Source organism: Saccharothrix stipae (genome assembly GCF_054781895.1).
The window spans coordinates 699,432-717,862 of the sequence record NZ_BAAGTN010000002.1 but is presented as its reverse complement, the minus strand read 5'-3'; the positions used below and the strand labels follow the sequence as shown (position 1 = coordinate 717,862).

General features: G+C 72.6%; 19 protein-coding genes. 18 read left to right on the top strand and 1 reads right to left on the bottom strand.

Annotated features, from left to right (window positions below; translation table 11 throughout):
* Positions 1-55 precede the first annotated feature (55 nt).
* From ACYVLT_RS06260 to ACYVLT_RS06240, 5 genes are read left to right on the top strand one after another with little or no spacing between them, the layout of a single operon-like run.
* The gene (locus ACYVLT_RS06260) at positions 56-1,396 is read left to right on the top strand and encodes a glutamine synthetase family protein (protein WP_461119128.1); all 1,341 of its coding nucleotides are present in this window, start codon (positions 56-58) and stop codon (positions 1,394-1,396) included.
* Positions 1,377-2,162 (top strand): gamma-glutamyl-gamma-aminobutyrate hydrolase family protein, encoded by a 786-nt coding sequence (locus ACYVLT_RS06255; protein ID WP_461119127.1) that lies wholly within the window; start codon positions 1,377-1,379, stop codon positions 2,160-2,162. The genes ACYVLT_RS06260 and ACYVLT_RS06255 overlap by 20 nt, the downstream gene beginning before the upstream one ends.
* A complete protein-coding gene (locus ACYVLT_RS06250; protein WP_461119126.1) occupies positions 2,159-3,517 on the top strand; it encodes an aldehyde dehydrogenase family protein in 1,359 nt (452 codons plus the stop codon). Before ACYVLT_RS06255 ends, ACYVLT_RS06250 begins: the two co-directional genes overlap by 4 nt.
* Before the next feature lie 11 nt (positions 3,518-3,528).
* Entirely contained in the window at positions 3,529-4,296 is a 768-nt protein-coding gene (locus ACYVLT_RS06245) for a 3-oxoacyl-ACP reductase (RefSeq protein ID WP_461119125.1), read from the top strand.
* On the top strand, positions 4,296-4,994 hold the full coding sequence (locus tag ACYVLT_RS06240; RefSeq protein WP_360456967.1) for a FadR/GntR family transcriptional regulator: 699 nt from the start codon (positions 4,296-4,298) through the stop codon (positions 4,992-4,994). Before ACYVLT_RS06245 ends, ACYVLT_RS06240 begins: the two co-directional genes overlap by 1 nt.
* Before the next feature lie 2 nt (positions 4,995-4,996).
* On the opposite strand, the gene ACYVLT_RS06235 is transcribed toward ACYVLT_RS06240, so the two are convergent.
* Positions 4,997-5,674, bottom strand: a complete 678-nt coding sequence (locus tag ACYVLT_RS06235; protein WP_461119124.1) for a hypothetical protein — start codon at positions 5,672-5,674, stop codon at positions 4,997-4,999.
* A gap of 144 nt (positions 5,675-5,818) precedes the next feature.
* Here ACYVLT_RS06235 and ACYVLT_RS06230 point away from each other — a divergent pair, with 144 nt between their 5' ends.
* The 13 genes from ACYVLT_RS06230 (at position 5,819) to ACYVLT_RS06170 (ending at position 18,426) form a co-directional block, all read left to right on the top strand.
* Positions 5,819-6,031: a helix-turn-helix domain-containing protein gene (locus tag ACYVLT_RS06230; RefSeq protein ID WP_461119123.1), complete on the top strand. Its 213-nt coding sequence runs from the start codon at positions 5,819-5,821 to the stop codon at positions 6,029-6,031.
* 3 nt (positions 6,032-6,034) lie between these two features.
* Positions 6,035-6,781: a Clp protease N-terminal domain-containing protein gene (locus tag ACYVLT_RS06225; protein WP_461119122.1), complete on the top strand. Its 747-nt coding sequence runs from the start codon at positions 6,035-6,037 to the stop codon at positions 6,779-6,781.
* A 122-nt stretch (positions 6,782-6,903) separates the two neighbouring features.
* On the top strand, positions 6,904-8,967 hold the full coding sequence (gene thrS / locus ACYVLT_RS06220; RefSeq protein ID WP_461119121.1) for a threonine--tRNA ligase: 2,064 nt from the start codon (positions 6,904-6,906) through the stop codon (positions 8,965-8,967).
* Positions 8,964-9,509, top strand: a complete 546-nt coding sequence (locus tag ACYVLT_RS06215) for an HIT family protein (protein ID WP_461119120.1) — start codon at positions 8,964-8,966, stop codon at positions 9,507-9,509. The genes thrS and ACYVLT_RS06215 overlap by 4 nt, the downstream gene beginning before the upstream one ends.
* Before the next feature lie 343 nt (positions 9,510-9,852).
* A complete protein-coding gene (locus ACYVLT_RS06210; protein ID WP_461119119.1) occupies positions 9,853-11,355 on the top strand; it encodes an amino acid adenylation domain-containing protein in 1,503 nt (500 codons plus the stop codon).
* Positions 11,352-12,563: a ferredoxin reductase domain-containing protein gene (locus tag ACYVLT_RS06205; protein ID WP_461119118.1), complete on the top strand. Its 1,212-nt coding sequence runs from the start codon at positions 11,352-11,354 to the stop codon at positions 12,561-12,563. The genes ACYVLT_RS06210 and ACYVLT_RS06205 overlap by 4 nt, the downstream gene beginning before the upstream one ends.
* 9 nt (positions 12,564-12,572) lie before the next feature.
* The gene (locus ACYVLT_RS06200; protein WP_461119117.1) at positions 12,573-13,397 is read left to right on the top strand and encodes an enoyl-CoA hydratase-related protein; all 825 of its coding nucleotides are present in this window, start codon (positions 12,573-12,575) and stop codon (positions 13,395-13,397) included.
* A gap of 15 nt (positions 13,398-13,412) precedes the next feature.
* Positions 13,413-13,922 (top strand): sigma-70 family RNA polymerase sigma factor, encoded by a 510-nt coding sequence (locus tag ACYVLT_RS06195; protein ID WP_461119253.1) that lies wholly within the window; start codon positions 13,413-13,415, stop codon positions 13,920-13,922.
* Positions 13,919-14,626, top strand: a complete 708-nt coding sequence (locus ACYVLT_RS06190; RefSeq protein WP_461119116.1) for a zf-HC2 domain-containing protein — start codon at positions 13,919-13,921, stop codon at positions 14,624-14,626. Before ACYVLT_RS06195 ends, ACYVLT_RS06190 begins: the two co-directional genes overlap by 4 nt.
* A 229-nt stretch (positions 14,627-14,855) precedes the next feature.
* Positions 14,856-15,695, top strand: a complete 840-nt coding sequence (locus ACYVLT_RS06185) for a helix-turn-helix domain-containing protein (protein ID WP_461119115.1) — start codon at positions 14,856-14,858, stop codon at positions 15,693-15,695.
* A gap of 60 nt (positions 15,696-15,755) precedes the next feature.
* Positions 15,756-16,364, top strand: coding sequence for a phosphatidylinositol phosphate synthase (gene pgsA / locus ACYVLT_RS06180; RefSeq protein ID WP_461119114.1), 609 nt, complete (start codon positions 15,756-15,758; stop codon positions 16,362-16,364).
* 11 nt (positions 16,365-16,375) lie between these two features.
* Entirely contained in the window at positions 16,376-17,308 is a 933-nt protein-coding gene (locus ACYVLT_RS06175; protein WP_461119252.1) for a phosphatidylinositol mannoside acyltransferase, read from the top strand.
* Complete coding sequence (locus ACYVLT_RS06170; RefSeq protein WP_461119113.1) at positions 17,305-18,426, top strand: glycosyltransferase family 4 protein; 1,122 nt, start codon at positions 17,305-17,307, stop codon at positions 18,424-18,426. Before ACYVLT_RS06175 ends, ACYVLT_RS06170 begins: the two co-directional genes overlap by 4 nt.
* The last annotated feature ends 5 nt before the right edge of the window (positions 18,427-18,431 follow it).

Below are 18,431 nucleotides of genomic sequence, written 5' to 3'. Positions count from 1 at the left end.
GTGTCAAGATGAGGTGTCCAATGGCTCGCTGACATACCTTTGGGAGGTACTGCGGATGCTCGCCGTGGAGGAGTTGCGCGTGCTCGTGGACGCCGGGGAGGTCGACACGGTGCTGGTCGCCGTCGTCGACATGCAGGGCCGCCTCCAGGGCAAGCGCTGCGCCGCGCGCTACTTCCTGGACGAGGTCCTGCCGAACTCCGCCGAGGGCTGCAACTACCTGCTGGCCGTCGACGTGGAGATGAACACCGTCGGCGGCTACGCCATGTCGTCGTGGGACGGCGGCTACGGCGACTTCGTGATGAAGCCAGACCTGTCCACGCTGCGCCGCGTGCCGTGGCAGGAGGGCACCGCGCTGGTCATGTGCGACCTGGTCTGGGAGGACGGCGAGCCGGTGGTGGCCTCGCCGCGGCAGATCCTCAAGCGCCAGCTCGACCGGCTCGCCGAACGCGGGCTGAGCGCGTTCGTCGGCACGGAGCTGGAGTTCATCGTCTTCGACAACACCTACGAGGACGCCTGGGACCGCGGCTACCGCGGCCTCACCCCGGCCAACCAGTACAACGTGGACTACTCGCTGCTGGGCACCTCGCGCGTCGAGCCGCTGCTGCGCGCCATCCGCAACCACATGACCGGTGCCGGCATGGTGGTCGAGTCGGCCAAGGGCGAGTGCAACCCCGGCCAGCACGAGATCGCCTTCCGCTACACCGAGGCGCTGGCGACCTGCGACAACCACAGCCTCTACAAGACCGGCGCCAAGGAGATCGCGGCGCAGCAGGGCCGGTCGCTGACGTTCATGGCCAAGTACAACGAGCGCGAGGGCAGCTCCTGCCACATCCACCTCAGCCTGCGCTCGGCCGACGGCGAGCCGGTGTTCGCCGAGGGGCACGGCATGTCCAAGCTCATGGAGCACTTCATGGCGGGGCAGCTGGCCGCGCTGCGCGAGCTGACCTACTTCCTGGCCCCGAACATCAACTCCTACAAGCGGTTCGCCGAGGGCAGCTTCGCGCCGACCGCGGTGGCGTGGGGCAAGGACAACCGGACGTGCGCGCTGCGCGTGGTCGGGCACGGCCAGTCGTTGCGGTTCGAGAACCGGGTACCGGGCGCCGACGTCAACCCGTACCTGGCCGTGGCCGCGCTGATCGCGGCCGGTCTGCACGGCGTGGAGAACGAGCTGCCGCTGGAGGAGGAGTTCGTCGGCAACGCCTACGCCTCCGACCGGCCCACGGTGCCCGCCACGCTGCGCGACGCCGCCTCCCTGCTGGCCCGCAGCGAACTCGCCCGGGAGGCGTTCGGCCAGGACGTGGTCGAGCACTACCTCAACGCGGCCCGGGTGGAGCTGGCCGCGTTCGAGAAGTCGGTGACGGACTGGGAGCGGATCCGTGGTTTCGAGCGGCTCTAGGGCACGGCCCCTCATCGGGGTCAGCACCTACCTGGAACGCGTGCGGTTCGGCGTCTGGGACGTGGAGGCGGCGGTGCTGCACCGCGACTACCTCGACTCGGTGGTGCGCGCGGGCGGCAACCCGGTGCTGCTGCCGCCGGTCGGCACCTGGGACCCCGACAGCGTCGCCTTCCTCGACGGCCTGGTGCTGGCGGGCGGCGCGGACATCGACCCCGAGCTGTACGGGCGGCCGCGCGACCCGCGCACCGGACCGGCGCGGCCGGAGCGGGACCGGGTCGAGCTGGACCTGGCCCGCGCGGCGCTGAAGCTGGACCTGCCGCTGCTCGCGGTGTGCCGGGGGATGCAGGTGCTCAACGTGGCGCTGGGCGGCACGCTCGTGCAGCACGTGGACGGCCACAACCCGGCGCCCGGCGTCTACGGGCACACCGGCATCGCGGTCGCGCCCGGTTCGGCGCTGGCCGGGATCGTCGGCCTGGCCACCACCGTGTACTGCCACCACCACCAGGCGCTGGACGTGCTCGGCGACGGCCTGCGGGTGGTCGCGGGCGCGCCGGACGGCACCGTGGAGGCGGTGGAGCTGCCGGGCGCGCGGTTCGCGCTCGGCGTGCAGTCCCACCCGGAGGCCGACAGCGAGGACGACCGGTTGTTCGCCGCGCTCGTGGGTGCCGCGTCCGACCGTGGCGCGTCCGACCGGGCGGCGTTCGACCGGGCGGCGTCCGATCGGGCCGCGTTCGACAGGGCCGCATTCGACAGGGGAGTGAAGTGACCGCGTACGACGTGATCAACCCGGCCACCGAGGAGGTGGTCCGCTCGGTGGCCCTGGCGACGGCGGAGGAGACCGACGCGGCGATCGCCCGTGCGTCGGCGGCGTTGCCCGGGTGGCGCGCGGTCGCCCCGGGTGACCGGGCCCGGCTGCTGCGCCGGTTCGCCGAGGCGGTCGACGGCGCGCTGGAGGAGCTGGCGGCGCTGGAGGTGCTCAACGCCGGGCACACCATCGGCAACGCCCGGTGGGAAGCCGGGAACGTGCGGGACGTGCTGCACTACTACTCCGCCGCGCCGGAACGGTTGTTCGGCAAGCAGATCCCGGTGCCGGGCGGGCTGAACGTCACGTTCCACGAGCCCGTGGGCGTGGTGGGCGTGATCGTGCCCTGGAACTTCCCGATGCCGATCGCCGCGTGGGGCTTCGCGCCCGCGTTGGCGGCCGGGAACACGGTGGTGCTCAAGCCCGCCGAGCTGACGCCGTTGACCGCGTTGCGGTTGGCCGAGCTGGCGCTGGAGGCCGGGATCCCACCGGACGTGTTCCAGGTGCTGCCGGGCGCCGGACCGGTGGTGGGGCAGCGGTTCGTCACGCACCCCGACGTGCGCAAGGTCGTGTTCACCGGGTCCACCCGGGTCGGCAAGCAGATCATGGCGGGCTGCGCCGAGCAGGTGAAGCGGGTGACGCTGGAGCTGGGCGGCAAGTCGGCCAACGTCGTGTTCGCCGACGCCGACCTGGAGCGCGCCGCGGCCACCGCGCCGTACGGGGTGTTCGACAACGCCGGTCAGGACTGCTGCGCGCGGTCCCGGATCCTGGTGCAGGCGTCGGTGTACGACCGGTTCATGGAGTTGCTGGAACCCGCCGTCAAGGGGGTCGTGGTCGGCGAGCCGGGTGACGAGGCGACCGAGATGGGACCGCTGATCTCCGCCGCGCACCGGGAGAAGGTCGCGTCCTACGTGCCGTCCGACGCGCCGGTGGCGTTCCGCGGCTCCGCGCCCGGGGGTGCCGGTTTCTGGTTCCCGCCGACGGTCCTCGCCCCCGTCGCACCCGGTGATCGCGCGGCCGTGGAGGAGATCTTCGGGCCGGTGGTGGCCGTGCTGCCGTTCACCGACGAGGAGGACGCGGTGCGGCTGGCCAACGACAGCGCCTACGGCCTGTCGGGGTCGATCTGGACCCGGGACGTGGGCCGGGCGCTGCGCGTGTCGCGTGCCATCGAGGCGGGGAACCTGTCGGTCAACTCGCACTCGTCGGTGCGGTACTGGACCCCGTTCGGCGGGTTCAAGCAGTCCGGCTTGGGACGTGAGCTGGGGCCGGACGCCCTCGACTCGTTCACCGAGACCAAGAACGTCTTCATCGCTCACTGATTGGGAGAGACATGGTTGTGCGACTTGAGGGCCGGGTTGCCGTGGTCACCGGCGGTGGCAGCGGCATCGGGCTGGCCTCGGTGCGGCGGCTGGCGTCGGAGGGCGCGCGGGTCGTCGTCGCCGACGTCGACGCCGACACGGGCAAGGCGGCGGCGGACGAGGTGGGCGGGCTGTTCGTGCCGGTCGACGTGACCGACGAGGAGCAGGTGTCGGCGCTGTACCAGACCACCGTGGACACCTACGGCTCGCTGGACGTCGCGTTCAACAACGCGGGCATCTCGCCGCCGGACGACGACTCGATCCTGACCACGGGCATCGAGGCGTGGGACCGGGTGCAGAAGGTCAACCTGACGTCGGTGTACCTGTGCTGCAAGTACGCGATCCCGCACATGCTCGCGCAGGGGCGCGGCTCGGTGATCAACACGGCGTCGTTCGTGGCGACGATGGGCGCGGCGACCTCCCAGATCTCGTACACGGCGTCCAAGGGCGGGGTGCTGGCGATGAGCCGCGAGCTGGGCGTGCAGTTCGCCCGGCAAGGCGTGCGGGTCAACGCGCTGTCACCCGGACCGGTGAACACGCCGCTGTTGCGGGAGCTGTTCGCGAAGGACCCGGAGCGGGCCGCGCGGCGGTTGGTGCACGTGCCGTTGGGCCGGTTCGCCGAGCCGGAGGAGATCGCGGCGGCGGTGGCGTTCCTGGCCAGTGACGACTCGTCGTTCATCACCGCGTCGAACTTCCTGGTGGACGGCGGGATCGCCGGTGCCTACGTGACACCGCTGTGATGCCGTTGCCGGACGCGTTGTTCCGGCCGGTGCGGGCGGGCAACGCGTTCGAGGAGACCGTGGAACGGCTCATGCAGGCGATCCGGCTCGGTGTGGTGGGGCCGGGGGAGCGGTTGCCCGCGGAACGCGACCTGGCGACCCGGTTGGGCGTCAGCCGGGTGACGTTGCGCGAGGCGATCCGGTCGTTGCAGGACGCCGGGTACGTCGAGTCGCGGCGCGGCCGGTACGGCGGGACGTTCGTCAACTCGCCGCTGCCGGTGCCCGCGCCCGACCGTCGGGTCGACCCGGTGGAGCTGGCGGACGCGTTGACGTTGCGCGCGGCGGTGGAGACGGGCGCGGCGGAGTGCGCGGCGGGCCGGGCGCTCGGTCCGGTCGAGCGGCGCAACCTGGTGGCGCGGCTGACCGAGTGCCGTGACGCGTCGGTGGACTCCTACCGGCGCAAGGACTCGCGGCTGCACCTGGCGATCGCCGAGGCGACCGGCTCCGCGTCGCTCACCGCGGCCGTCGCCGACGCCCGCACCAGGGTCAACGCGCTGCTGGACCGGATCCCGCTGCTGCCGCCCAACCTGGCGCACTCCAACGACCAGCACGAGCTGATCGTCACGCACATCGTGGCGGGCGACCCGGAGGCCGCGCGGCGGGCGATGGCCGAGCACCTGGACGGCACGGCCCTGCTGCTGCGCGGCTTCCTGTCCTGAGCTCAGCGCTCGAAATCGGGTCCGGGCACCCGGTCGGGGCCGCGGTCACCCCGGTCCGGCCACTCGCGCCGGTCGCCTCGATCACCCCGGTCGCCGCGCTCGTCGAACCGCGAGTGACCGGGCCGGTCGGCGCCGACACCGTAGCGGTGGTGGTGGTCGCGGTCGGCCAGCGCCACGATCCCACCGCCCAGCACGAGCCCGAGCAGGCCGACGGCGACCAGCTGGGTGGCCCGGTGCCGGACGACCCGCCCGACCGCCGCGCCCCTGCCCGGAGGCGTCGGGTGGTGGCCGGGGTGCGGCGCGCCCGGCGCCGGTGGGGCGCCGACCGGTTCGGCCGAGGCCGCGGCCTGCTCGCCGGGCGCGGTGGGCCGGGCCGCCGGTGCGTCGGGAGTCCCGCCGGCCTGGGCGGCCGGTTCGCCGGGGGCCGCGGCGGCCTGGCCTGCGGTGGGCTGGGCCTCGCTGGGTTGGCCTGCGGTGGGTTGGCCGGCCGTGGGCTGGGCTGCCGTGGGCTCGGCGCTGGGGGACGCGGGCGTCGTGGCCGCCGGGCCGGCGGGATCGGGTGCCGGGGTGGCCATGGGCGTGGTGGCGTCTGCGGGTTGCTGCCCGGCGGCCGGGGGCGGGGGAGTCCGGTCGGCCGGCGGGCCGGGGTTGTCGTGCGGTGGTCGGTTCGGGTCTGACATGGCGGACTCCTGCTCTCCCGTGCTGGTGACCGCCATGGTGCGTGATCGACCTGAGGAGATCCTGATGGCCGGCTGTAGCTCCGCTGTGAACCCCTGGCGTCAGCACATGTTGACGCCCGCCGAGCGTCAGCATATGTTGACGACATGGCTGCGATCGCCGATCTCGACCCGGACGCGTACGGCGCCGACCCGGACGCCGGCCTGCGCGCCGTGGCCCGCCTGCGCCGCCTGGTCGAACAGCTGGAAGCCGAGCACGTCGCCGCCGCGCGCCGGGCCGGCTGGTCGTGGCGCGACATCGCCACCCGCCTGGGCGTGACCAAGCAGACCGTCCACCGCAAGTACGGCCGAGAGGACTGACCGGTGTTCCGAGGCGACCACCCCGACCTGGACCGCACCATCGGCCGCGCGCTCGCGCTGGCACGGGACCTGGGCCACCCGCGCACGGGCAGTGAACACCTCCTGGCCGCCCTCGCCACCACATCGCCGGCCGACCAGTCGCGCACCGCCGCCCCGGGAGACGACGTCCCGCTCGCCGACGTCCTGCGTCGCCACGGGGCGACCCCCTCCGCGATCCGGGACGCCGCGCACCTCGCGGCGCCGCTCGGCGCGGGCGGTGCGGCGGACCGGGTCGTGCTCGCGCCCCTGGGTGTCGACCTCGACCGCCTGCTGGGCCGGGGTGGCGCACCGGCCCTGGACCGCCCCGCCGGCCGGGAACCGCTGCTGCCGTTCGGCGCGGCCCGCGCGCGCCGGCGCTGCGCCCGCCTCGACCCGCCCCTCGGCCTGGACGCGCAGGCCTCCTACTCGGCCTCCCTGCGCCTCGCCCTGGCCCGGCGCGAACGCGAGCACCGCCCCGAGCACCTGGCCCTCGCCCTCACCGCCCTCGACCCGGGCGTCGCCTGGGTGCTCAAGACCGCGGGCGTCGACCGGCCGGCACTGCTGGCCGACCTGGCCGCGACCTTCCCGCCCCCGCGCCGCAACCCGCTGCTCACCGCCGAACGCCGGCTCGGCCACCACGTCCGCCTCCGCGACCTCGTCCGCCGCTACCAGCGCACCACCGGACGGGCCGTGACCTCGGTCGACGCGCTGCCCACCCTGATCCGCGGCTGACGGGCGACCCGACCGGGTGATCGCGGTGAGCCGAACCCGGCCGACCCGGTGCGCCGGAAAAGGAGTCGGTGAGCACCGATAACATCTGCGGCGAAGGACGGACCACACCACGAGGAGTCACCGTGTCCCTACCGCGCCCCGCAGCCGCCCCGATCCCACCGCGCGTGGTGGTGCCGGCGGGGACCACCGCGGGGACGGCGGTGCGTGAAGCAGGGCTACCGGGCAAGGGCTCCGACGCCGTCGTGGTCGTGCGCGACCCCGAGGGCCACCTGCGTGACCTGTCCTGGACGCCGCAGGTCGAGGTGGAGGTCGAGGCGGTCGCCGCCGACACCGCGGACGGCCGCAGCGTCATCCGGCACTCCGCCGCCCACGTGCTGGCGCAGGCCGTGCAGCAGCAGTTCCCCGAGGCCAAGCTGGGCATCGGCCCGCCGGTCAAGGACGGCTTCTACTACGACTTCCGGGTCGACAAGCCGTTCACGCCCGAAGACCTCCAGGCGCTGGAGAAGCGCATGAAGGCGATCATCAAGGGCGCGCAGCGGTTCACCCGGCGAGTGGTCGAGTCGGTCGACGCCGCCAAGGCCGAGCTGGCCGCCGAGCCGTTCAAGCTGGAACTCGTGGACATCAAGGCCGAGCTGTCCGACACCGCGGTCGACTCCTCGGAGATCATGGAGGTCGGCGGCGGCGAGCTGACGATCTACGACAACCTCGACCCGCGTTCCGGCGAACGCGTGTGGGGCGACCTGTGCCGCGGCCCGCACGTGCCGACGACCAAGCACATCCCGGCGTTCAAGCTGACCCGCGTCGCCGCCGCGTACTGGCGCGGCAACGAGAAGAACCCGCAGCTGCAGCGCATCTACGGCACGGCGTGGGAGTCGCAGGAGGCGCTGGACGCGCACCTGGAGCTGCTGGCCGAGGCCGAGCGGCGCGACCACCGCAAGCTGGGCGTCGAGCTGGACCTGTTCAGCTTCCCCGACGAGATCGGCTCGGGCCTCGCGGTGTTCCACCCGCGCGGCGGGATCATCCGCCGGGCCATGGAGGACTACTCGCGCGCCCGGCACTCCGAGGAGGGCTACGAGTTCGTCTACTCGCCGCACATCACCAAGGGCAACCTGTTCGAGACGTCCGGCCACCTCGACTGGTACAAGGACGGCATGTACCCGGCGATGCACCTCGACGCCGAGTACGACGAGGACGGCAAGCTGCGCAAGCCCGGCCAGGACTACTACCTCAAGCCGATGAACTGCCCGTTCCACGACCTGATCTTCAAGTCGCGCGGGCGGTCCTACCGCGAGCTGCCGCTGCGCATGTTCGAGTTCGGCTCGGTCTACCGGTACGAGAAGTCCGGCGTGATCCACGGCCTCACCCGCGTGCGCGGCATGACGCAGGACGACGCGCACATCTTCTGCACCCCCGACCAGGTGCAGGAGGAGCTCAAGTCGCTGCTCGGCTTCGTGCTCGGGCTGCTGCGCGACTACGGCCTCGACGACTTCTACCTGGAGCTGTCCACCCGCAACGACGAGAAGTACGTCGGCTCGGACGAGGTGTGGGAGACGGCCACCGAGGCGTTGCGGGAGGCCGCCGAGGACTCCGGCCTCGAACTGGTGCCGGACCCGGGCGGTGCGGCGTTCTACGGGCCGAAGATCTCCGTGCAGGCCAAGGACGCGTTGGGCCGCACGTGGCAGATGTCGACCATCCAGCTCGACTTCACCCTGCCCGAGCGGTTCGAGCTGGAGTACACCGGCCCGGACGGCACGCGGCAGCGGCCGGTGATGATCCACCGCGCGCTGTTCGGCTCGATCGAGCGGTTCTTCGGCGTGCTGACCGAGCACTACGCGGGCGCGTTCCCGGCGTGGCTGGCGCCGGTGCAGGTGGTGGGCATCCCGATCGCGGACGAGCACGTCGACCACCTGCTGGCGGTGGCGAAGCAGCTCAAGGCGAAGGGCATCCGGGTCGAGGTGGACGCCTCCGACGACCGGATGCAGAAGAAGATCCGCAACCACACCACGCAGAAGGTGCCGTTCATGCTGCTGGCGGGCGGCAAGGACGTGGAGCAGGGCGCGGTGTCGTTCCGGTTCCGCGACGGCACGCAGATCAACGGCGTGCCGGTCGAGCGGGCGGTCGAGACGGTCGTGGACTGGGTGGCGCGGCGGGAGAACGCCTCGCCCACGGCGGACCTGGTCCAGTGACCAACGAGTACGAGGAGCAGGACGGGGTCGGGGTCGACGACGCGTTGCAGCGGCTGTGGACCCCGCACCGCCTCTCGTACGTGCGCGGTGAGGGCAAGGCCGTCGGCGACGAGCCCGAGGGGTGCCCGTTCTGCCGGGTGATCGGGCTGGACGACGCCGAGGGCCTGATCCTGGCGCGTGGTGAGCTGGTGTTCGCGGTGCTGAACCTGTACCCGTACAACCCGGGGCACCTGATGGTGCTGCCGTACCGGCACGTGCCCGACTACACGGACCTGACCGTGGCGGAGACGGCCGAGTTCGCCGCGTTCACCCAGAAGGCGATGCGGGTGATGCGCCAGGCGGCGAACCCGCACGGGTTCAACATCGGCATGAACCAGGGCGTCGTGGCGGGCGCGGGCATCGCGGCCCACCTGCACCAGCACGTCGTGCCGCGCTGGGGCGGCGACGCGAACTTCATGCCGGTGATCGGCCACACGAAGGTCCTGCCACAACTGCTCGGCGAGACCCGCCAACTCCTCGCCGACGCCTGGACCACCACCTGAGACGCGAGAGTCCTACCTCCACGTCACGAGAGTCCTACGTTCAGGTCGCGAGAGTCCTACGTTCAGAGCACCTGAATTCAACGCTCAGCCACCCCCGGTGGGTCGTGAGCGTTGAACTCAGGGGTCGTGAGCGTTGGACTCTCGTGGGTTGAGCGTTGGACTCTCGCGAGGTGAGTGTTGGACTCTCGCGGGTTGAAGGTTGGACTCTCGGGGGTGGGTGTTCGACTCGTGGGTTGAAGAAATTTCAACTTTTTTTCGTTCGGCTTGAACGGACGGCGGGGCTGTCTCGTTCAGACCGGGTGACCGCGCCCGGCTGACGAGAGGTGCACACCCTGTGACGGCCATGACCGAGCCCTCCGCTGTGCAAGGCCTGCCCCCGGACGATCGTCCGCTGTTCCGACGATTCGGTCGCGGGCCGAGCGCCACCCCGCCGCACCACCGGATCCACCAAGCCTTCGAGTTCCACGCGGCACGGTCGCCTCACGCGCGCGCGGTCGAGCACGAGGGCGATTGCCTGACCTACGGCGAACTCGACCACCGCGCGAACGTCGCCGCCGCCGCGCTCCTCGACGCGGGCGTGCGCCCCGGTGATCACGTCGGCATCTTCTTAACCCGGTCGATCCACCTGGTCGTCGGCATCCTGGCCGTGCTGAAGGTCGGCGCGGCGTACGTGCCGCAGGACGTCCGGATCACCCCGCGCCCCCACCTCGACCACGTCGTGCGCACCGCGGACATCCACGTCGTCCTCACCACCCGCGAGCACGCGCCCGCACTCGCCGCACCCGCGGTCCTGGCCCTCGACGCCCTCCCGGACCGCCGCGTCGGCCCACCCACCACCGAGCACGGCGAGACCGCCGTCGTCATCTTCACCTCCGGCACGACCGGCGTGCCCAACGGCGTCCTCGTCACCCACGCCAACCTGTGCAACGTCCTGCTCACCGCACCCGGCAACCTGGGCATCCGACCGGGCGACCGGGTCGCGCAGCTGCTCAACATCGCGTTCGACATGGCGGTCTGGGAGATCTTCGGCGCGCTCGCCCACGGCGCCACGTCCGTCCTGCGCGGTCGTGACATCGGGGCGACGGCGAGCACCGCCACCGTCCTCATCGCCACCCCGGGCGTGCTGTCCACAGTGGACCCCGACGCGTGCCCCGACGTGCGCGCGGTCGCCGTGGCGGGGGAGCGCTGTCCCAAGCCCCTGGCCGACGCCTGGTCCGCCCGCGCGGCGTTCCACAACGCCTGCGGCCCCACCGAGGTCACGATCGTCAACACCGTGCAGCGCTACGACCCGCGGTCGGGCGGGCTGACCATCGGTCGCCCGGTGCCCAACACCACGGTCTACGTGCTCGACCAGGACCTGCGGCCGTGCCGGATCGGCGAGGTCGGCGAGATGTGGGCGGGCGGCGCCTGCGTCACGGCGGGCTACCTGGGCAACGACGTGCTGACCGCCCAGCGCTACCGCCCCGACCCCTTCCTCGGCGGCGACCACCTGATGTTCCGCACCCGTGACCTGGTCCGATGGACGCCGGAAGGCGAGCTGGAGCACCACGGCCGCACCGACGACCAGGTCAAGGTCCGCGGCTTCCGGGTCGAGCTGGACGCGGTGACGTCGGCGTTGGAGACGACGCCCGGCTGCGCCCGCGCGACCACCGTGCTGCACGAGGGCAGGCTCGTCGGGTTCGTCAGCCCCGCCACCGTCGCGCCCGACGCGGCCCGGGACGCGGTCGCACGCGCCCTGCCGTACTACTGCGTGCCGTCGCTGGTCATCGCGGTGGACGACCTGCCGCTGACCGACCGGGGCAAAGTGGACCGGGCCGCGCTGTCGTCGCTGGTGACGGTCGCATGACCACGACGCGCACCGCCCCGCCGCCGTGGCAGCTCAGGCTCAGGAGGCGCCCGTTCACCCACCACAACCGACTCGCCGTCGCCGTGGTCGGGGCCAACGCGGTCGCGTCGTTCGGTGTGGACTCCGCGGCGGAGCTCGCCGACCTGGTCGTGGTCAACGTCGCCCTGGCCGTCCTGATCCGCCAGCAGCACGTGATCAACCTGCTGTTCCGCCTCGCCACGAGCGCGCCGACGACGTGGCCGCTGCGGGTCCGCTGGACGTTGGGCAAGGTCTACCACTTCGGCGGCCTGCACGTCGGCGCCGCGCTGTGCGCCACCGCCTGGTTCGCGGTGCTGGCCTGGGTCCTGGCCGACCCCCTGACGTGGACGATCCTCGGCCTGCTGACCGCGATGGTGGTGTTCGCCCTGCCGGCCCTGCGCGCCCGGCGGCACGACGTGTTCGAGCGCGTGCACCGGTTCGCCGGCTGGACCGTGCTGGTCCTGTTCGCCGTGCACGCGTCCCGGCAGCCGGGTTTCGTCGGCTCGACCCAGTTCTGGCTGCTCCTGCTGGTGGTCACGAGCGTCGTGCTGCCGTGGACGCGGCTGCGTCGCGTGCCGGTGCGGATCACCCGGCCGTCACGTCACGTCGCGCTCGTGTCGTTCGACCACGGCGTGACGCCGTTCGCCGGTTCCTCGACCGCGGTGAGCCGCAACCCGCTGCTGGAGTGGCACTCGTTCGCGAACGTGCCGACGCCCGGCCGCCCCGGGTTCCGGCTCACCATCTCCCGCGCGGGCGACTGGACCGGCTCGCTGATCGACGACCTCCCCACGCACCTGTGGGTCAAGGGTGTCCCCACCGCCGGTGTCGGCAACATCGACAAGCTGTTCACCAGGGTGGTGTGGGTGGCCACCGGCAGCGGCATCGGTCCGTGCCTGCCCCACCTGCTGTCGCGGGAGACGCCGTCGCGCCTGGTGTGGTCCACCCGCACGCCGCGCGAGACCTACGGCGACGAGCTGGTGGACGAGATCGAGGCCGTGCAACCGGACGCGCTGGTCTGGGACACCGTCCGCGACGGCAAACCCGACCTGGTCGAACTGGCCCTGCGCGCGCACCGGGAGTTCGACGCCGAGGCCGTGATCTGCATCTCGAACAAGAAGACGACCTGGCACGTCGTGGAGGAGCTGGAGGCGCGCGGTGTGCCCGCGTTCGGCGCCATCTGGGACTCGTGAGGAGACTTCGTGGACTACTCGACCTTGCTCATCGGCGAACAGGACGGTGTCACGACGGTCACCGTGTCCCGGCCGACGGCGCGCAACGCGCTGTCCGGCCGGGTCCTCGCCGAACTCGACCACTTCCTGTCCGGCGTCCTCACCGGACGGGCGCCGCGCGGGATCATCCTCACCGGAGCGCCCGGCCCGGCGTTCGTCGCGGGGGCGGACATCCGCGAGATGGCCGTGATGACACCGGCGGAGGGCGAGCGGTTCGGCGCGCTCGGCCAGCGCGTCACCCGGCTGCTGGAGGAGGTGCCGTGCCCGGTGGTCGCGTGCGTCGACGGGTACGCGCTCGGCGGTGGCTGCGAGCTGGTGCTCGCGTGCGACTTCGCCTACGCGACCCGGCGCTCGGTGTTCGGCCAGCCGGAGGTCGTGCTCGGCCTCATCCCCGGCTTCGGCGGGTGCGTCCGGCTCCAACGCCTGGTCGGTCCCGCGGTCGCGCGCGAGCTGATCTACACCGGCAGGCACGTCGACGCGCCGGAAGCGCTGCGGCTCGGGCTCGTCACCGCGGTCTTCGACGGCCGGGATGAGATGCTTGCCGCCGCACGGGCCGTGCTCGGCCGGATCGCGGGCAACTCGGCCACGGCGGTGTCACTGGCCAAGACGGCGGTGAACGCCTCGAACGGCACCACCGTCGCCACCGGGCTGGCCGTCGAACTCGACGCGTTCCGCGCGGCGTTCCACACCGACGACATGCGCGAGGGCACGGCGGCGTTCCTCGCCAAGCGCACGCCCTCGTTCCCGAGCGCGACCCCACCGGTCGCCGCCGGAGCACCGCTGCCGCACGACTAGCCAAGGAGGTGCGCGATCAACGACAGTCACACTGCCCTGCTGCGCTCCCTCCACGACGAGCACGCGCCCGCCCTGTGGCGGTACGTGCGCCGGCTGACCGGGGACGACGAGCTGTCCCGCGACGTGGTGCAGGAGGCGCTCCTGCGCGCGTGGCGCAACCCCAAGGTGCTCGAACAAGGCCCGACGGCGGCCCGCGCGTGGCTCTACACGGTGGCGCGCAACGTGGTGATCGACGAGCGGCGCAGCGCCCGCGCCCGCTGGGAGGTCGGGTCGGCCCGGCCGCCCGAGCGGGCCCGCTCCGACCCCAGCGACTCGGCCCTGGACGCGTGGCTGGTCGCCGATGTGCTCACCCAGTTGACGCCCGAGCACCGCACGGTGATCGTGCGTGCGTACTACATGGGCCAGTCGGTCGCCGAGCTGGCCGTCGCCCTCGACCTCCCGGAGGGGACCGTGAAGTCCCGGCTGCACTACGGTCTGCGAGCGCTGCGGCTGGCGCTGCAGGAGAAGGGGGTCACCGGACGTTGAGCTCGCCAGTCGATCCGTACCGGGACTGGGCCGCCGCGTACGTCCTGGGTTCGCTGTCGCCCGGCGAACGGCGGGAGTTCGAGGGGCACCTGCCCGGGTGCCTGGAGTGCTCGGGCGACGTGGCGTCCTTCGCGGGCGTGCCCGGCATCCTCTCGGCGGTGCCCCGCGACCGGGCGCTCGACCTGCTCGGGCCCGAGCAGGTGGCCGACGAGCTGCCCGCGACGGTGCTGCCCGGCCTGGTGGCCGCCGAGCGGTCACGGCGGCGGCGTGCCCGGGTGTGGGTGGCCGCGGCGATGGTCGGCGCGGCGTTGACGGGGGCGGTGGTCGCGCTGATCCTGCGACCCGCCGCCCCCGACGCCTCGATGGGCCACGACGCGCCGCCGCCCGTGCCCGAGGTGGCCATGCACCAGACCGTGCCCAGCCCGGTGACGGCCACGATGCGGCTGGTGGAGGAGTCGTGGGGCACCCGGATCGAGGTGCTGTGCTCCTACGCCGTGCCGGACGGCCCGCCGCCGCCGGTCTTCGCCTACTCCCTGCACGTGGTCGCGGTCGACGGCACCGAGGTGCGGGTCGCGACCTGGACGGCGGGCCCGGGTTCCACCACCCGGCCGGTCGCGACCACCGAGCTGACCCGGTCGGCCATCACCGGAGTCGAGATCAGATTGGTGCAGAACGACCTGATCGTGCTGCGGGTCGACTTCTGACCCGTGTGCCGGGTGGCGGCAGGCCCGATCCTCGCGTGCCGACCCCCTCCCGGCGCGCTGACCTGCGGCCCTGGGGTCCGCCGCAAGAGCACCTGCACATCCGGATGCATGTGCGTCCCGTCCGGCGTCACCGACCGTGCTTGAGATCACCATCCGGGGGTCGTGGACGGGGCGGCAACACCTTCCTGGCCGATCGTCAAGAGGGGTGAGCGTCGATACGGTGCGTTGCATGACCGCACCTGAGCGTTCGCGGCTGGCCCGAGAACGGCTCTCGCGCGAGTTACGAAGGCTGCGCACCGAGGCCAAGATGACCGGCACGGCCACGGCGCGCGCTACCGGGATGAGCCAGTCCAAGCTGTCGAAGATCGAGAACGGCATGCTCCTCCCCTCCGTGACCGACGTGGAGCGCCTGGTCGCCGAACTGTCCGCGACCAGGGAGACCAGGGTCGAGCTGGTCGAGTTGGCCCGCCAGTTGCACGCCGAGGCGGAGACCCGCCGCGTGGTGCTGCACCGGGGGGCGCACCGGCACCAGCAGACCGTGGCCCGCATCGAGGCCCGCGCCACCACCAGCCGCTTCTTCCAGAACGCGGGCGTGCCCGCGCTGTTGCAGAGCGAGAACTACCTGCGGGTGGTGCTCGACACGACACCGTCGCACGAGCAGGACACCGCCGTCGCCACCCTGCGCAGCCGCCGGGCCCGCATGGACGACCTGGGCAAGCGGTTCGTGTTCCTGCTCGCGGAGAGCGCGCTGCGCTGGCGCATGGGGTCGGCCGACCTCATGTGCGAGCAGATCGACCACCTCGTGCAGATCATGCGAAGACCAAACGTGCAGCTCGGCGTGGTGCCGTGGACGGCGGACGCGAACCTGGTCGCCCTGCACGGGTTCCAGGTCTACGACGAGCGGGTGGTGACGTTGAGCGTGTTGACCGGCAACGCGACCATCACCGACCCGCACGACGTCCGCGAGTACCTGGCCCTGTTCGGCAGGCTCGAACGGCTGGCGGTGCGCGGTGATGCGTTGGAGGACCTGCTGGAGCAGATCTCCAGGGACCACCGCAAGCTCGGCTGAGCTGGGCGGTTACGCTGCCGAGGACCACTTCGTCCCCGTCGGTAGGTGCCCCGCCACCCCATGCTGAACATCTTCGCCCGCGCGTCGGTTTCGCGCGTCACCGATCCGATCGGGGCGTGGCTGCTGCGCCGCGGTCTCACCCCGAACGTCGTCACGGTGCTCGGCACCGCCGGCTCCGTCGCCGCCTCGCTGTGGTTCATCCCGCGCGGGCAGCTGTTCACGGGCGCGGCCCTGGTGACCGCGTTCGTGCTGTTCGACCTCATCGACGGCGCGATGGCCCGCGCGCAGGGAGGCGGCACCAGGTTCGGCGCCGTGCTGGACGCGAGCTGCGACCGGATCGCCGACGGCGCGCTGTTCGCCGCCATCGCCTGGTGGGCGTTCGGCGCGGACGAGCACGGGCTGGCCGCGGCGACCCTGGTCTCGCTGGTCGGCGCCCAGGTCACCTCGTACGTGAAGGCGCGCGCCGAGGCGTCCGGGCTCTCCGCCGACGGCGGGCTGGCCGAACGCGCCGAGCGGTTCATCCTGGCCCTGGTCGGCGTCGGCCTGCACGGGCTGGGTGTGCCCTACGTCCTGCCGGTGACGTCGTACCTGCTCGCCGCGCTCGTGACGATCACCGTCGTGCAGCGCGTCCTGGCCGTGCGCCGCGCCGCGAAGGAGCTCGGGACGTGAAGGCCCGCGAGGTGAAGCACCGGTTGGCCGACCTCGGCTACGCGGCCGGCTGGCGGCTGGTGCGGTTGCTGCCGGAGCAGGCGGCGCGGGCGCTGTTCGACGCGGTCGCCGACCGGGCGGCCGCGCGCGGCGGCGCCGGCGTGGGGCAGCTGCGGGCGAACCTGCGCCGGGTCGTGCCCCGGGCCGGCGAGGCGGAGCTGGACGAGCTGGTCCGGCTGGCCGTGCGCTCCTACGCCCGCTACTGGCGCGAGGCGTTCCGGATGCCGTCGCTGGACCTGAAGGACGCCTACGCCGAACTCGACCGGACGATGAGCGGCGTCGAGAACCTGGACGCGGCGCTGGCCGAGGGGCGCGGCGCGGTCATCGCGCTGCCGCACTGCGGCAACTGGGACATGGCGGGAGTCTGGCTGGTCGGGCACTGCGGCACGTTCACCACCGTCGCCGAGCGGCTCAAGCCCGAGTCGCTGTACCGGCGGTTCATCGCGTTCCGGGAGAGCCTCGGCTTCGAGGTGGTGCCGCTGACCGGCGGCGACCGCAACCCGGCGCTGGTGCTCGCCGACCGGCTGCGCGCCAACCGGGTCGTCTGCCTGCTCGCCGACCGCGACCTGACCGCGGGCGGCGTGCCGGTGACGTTCTTCGGCGAGCGCACCCTGATGCCCGCCGGTCCGGCTCACCTGGCCGCGACCACCGGCGCGGCGCTGATCCCGGCGGGCCTGTGGTTCACCGAGGACGGCTGGGTCATCCGGCTGCACCCGCCGATCCGGGTGTCGGGCACGGCCGGCGTGCCCGCGGCGACCCAGCAGATCGCCGACGTGTTCGCCGCCGACATCGCCGCCCACCCCACCGACTGGCACATGATGCAGCAGCTGTGGCTGGCCGACCTGCCGGAGAGCAGGCAGAAGGCGCTGCGCCGGGTGCTGGCCCGCCGGGGGGAGTCCGCGTGAAGGTCGGCATCGTCTGCCCGTACTCCTTCGACGTGCCGGGAGGGGTGCAGGCGCACGTGGTCGACCTGGCCCGGGCACTGCGGGGTCTCGGGCACGAGGTGGAGGTGCTGGCGCCCGCCGACGACGACACGCCGATGCCGGAATTCGTCACTTCGGCCGGCCGCGCGGTCGGCATACCGTACAACGGTTCGGTGGCGAGACTGTCGTTCGGACCGGTGTCCTTCACCCGCGTCCGGCGCTGGATCGCCGAGCACGACTTCGACGTGCTGCACCTGCACGAGCCGACCGCGCCGTCGCTGTCGATGCTGGCGCTGATGGTGGCCGACGGCCCGATCGTGGCCACCTTCCACACGTCCACGCCGCGGTCGAAGATGCTGTCGGCGTTCCAGGCGGTGCTCCAGCCGTTCCTGGAGAAGATCACCGCCCGGATCGCGGTGTCCGCGCTGGCCCGGCGGGTCCAGGTGGAACACCTCGGCGGCGACGCGGTGGAGATCCCCAACGGTGTGGACGTCGGGTTCTTCGCCGACGCGACACCCCTGGAGGGCTACCCGCGCCCGGGCGGCACGGTCGGTTTCGTCGGCCGGTTCACCGAGCCGCGCAAGGGCATGTCGGTGCTGCTCGACGCGTTGCGCCTGCTCGACCTGCCCGACGTGCGGCTGCTGGTGGTCGGGCGCGGCGACGCCGACGAGCTGTGCAAGCAGGCGGGACCGGAGCTGGCGTCCCGGATGGTGTTCCTGGGCATGGTGGACGACGAGACCAAGGCGCGCGCGCTGCGCAGCGTCGACGTCTACTGCGCGCCCAACACCGGTGGCGAGAGCTTCGGCATCATCCTGACCGAGGCCATGTCGGCGGGCACCGCGGTGGTGGCGGCCGACCTGGACGCGTTCCGGCGCGTGCTCGACGACGGCAAGGCGGGCGTGCTGACCCCGGTCGGCGACCCGGCCGCGCTGGCCGCGGCGCTGCGCGAGCTGCTGACCGATCCGGCGCGGCGGGCGGACTACGTGGACGCCGCGCGGCAGCGCGTGATGATGTTCGACTGGTCGATCGTCGCGCACCAGGTGCTGCGGGTGTACGAGAGCGCCATGGCCGCGGACCCGCGTCGGGTGGGTGAGGCGTGACCAGT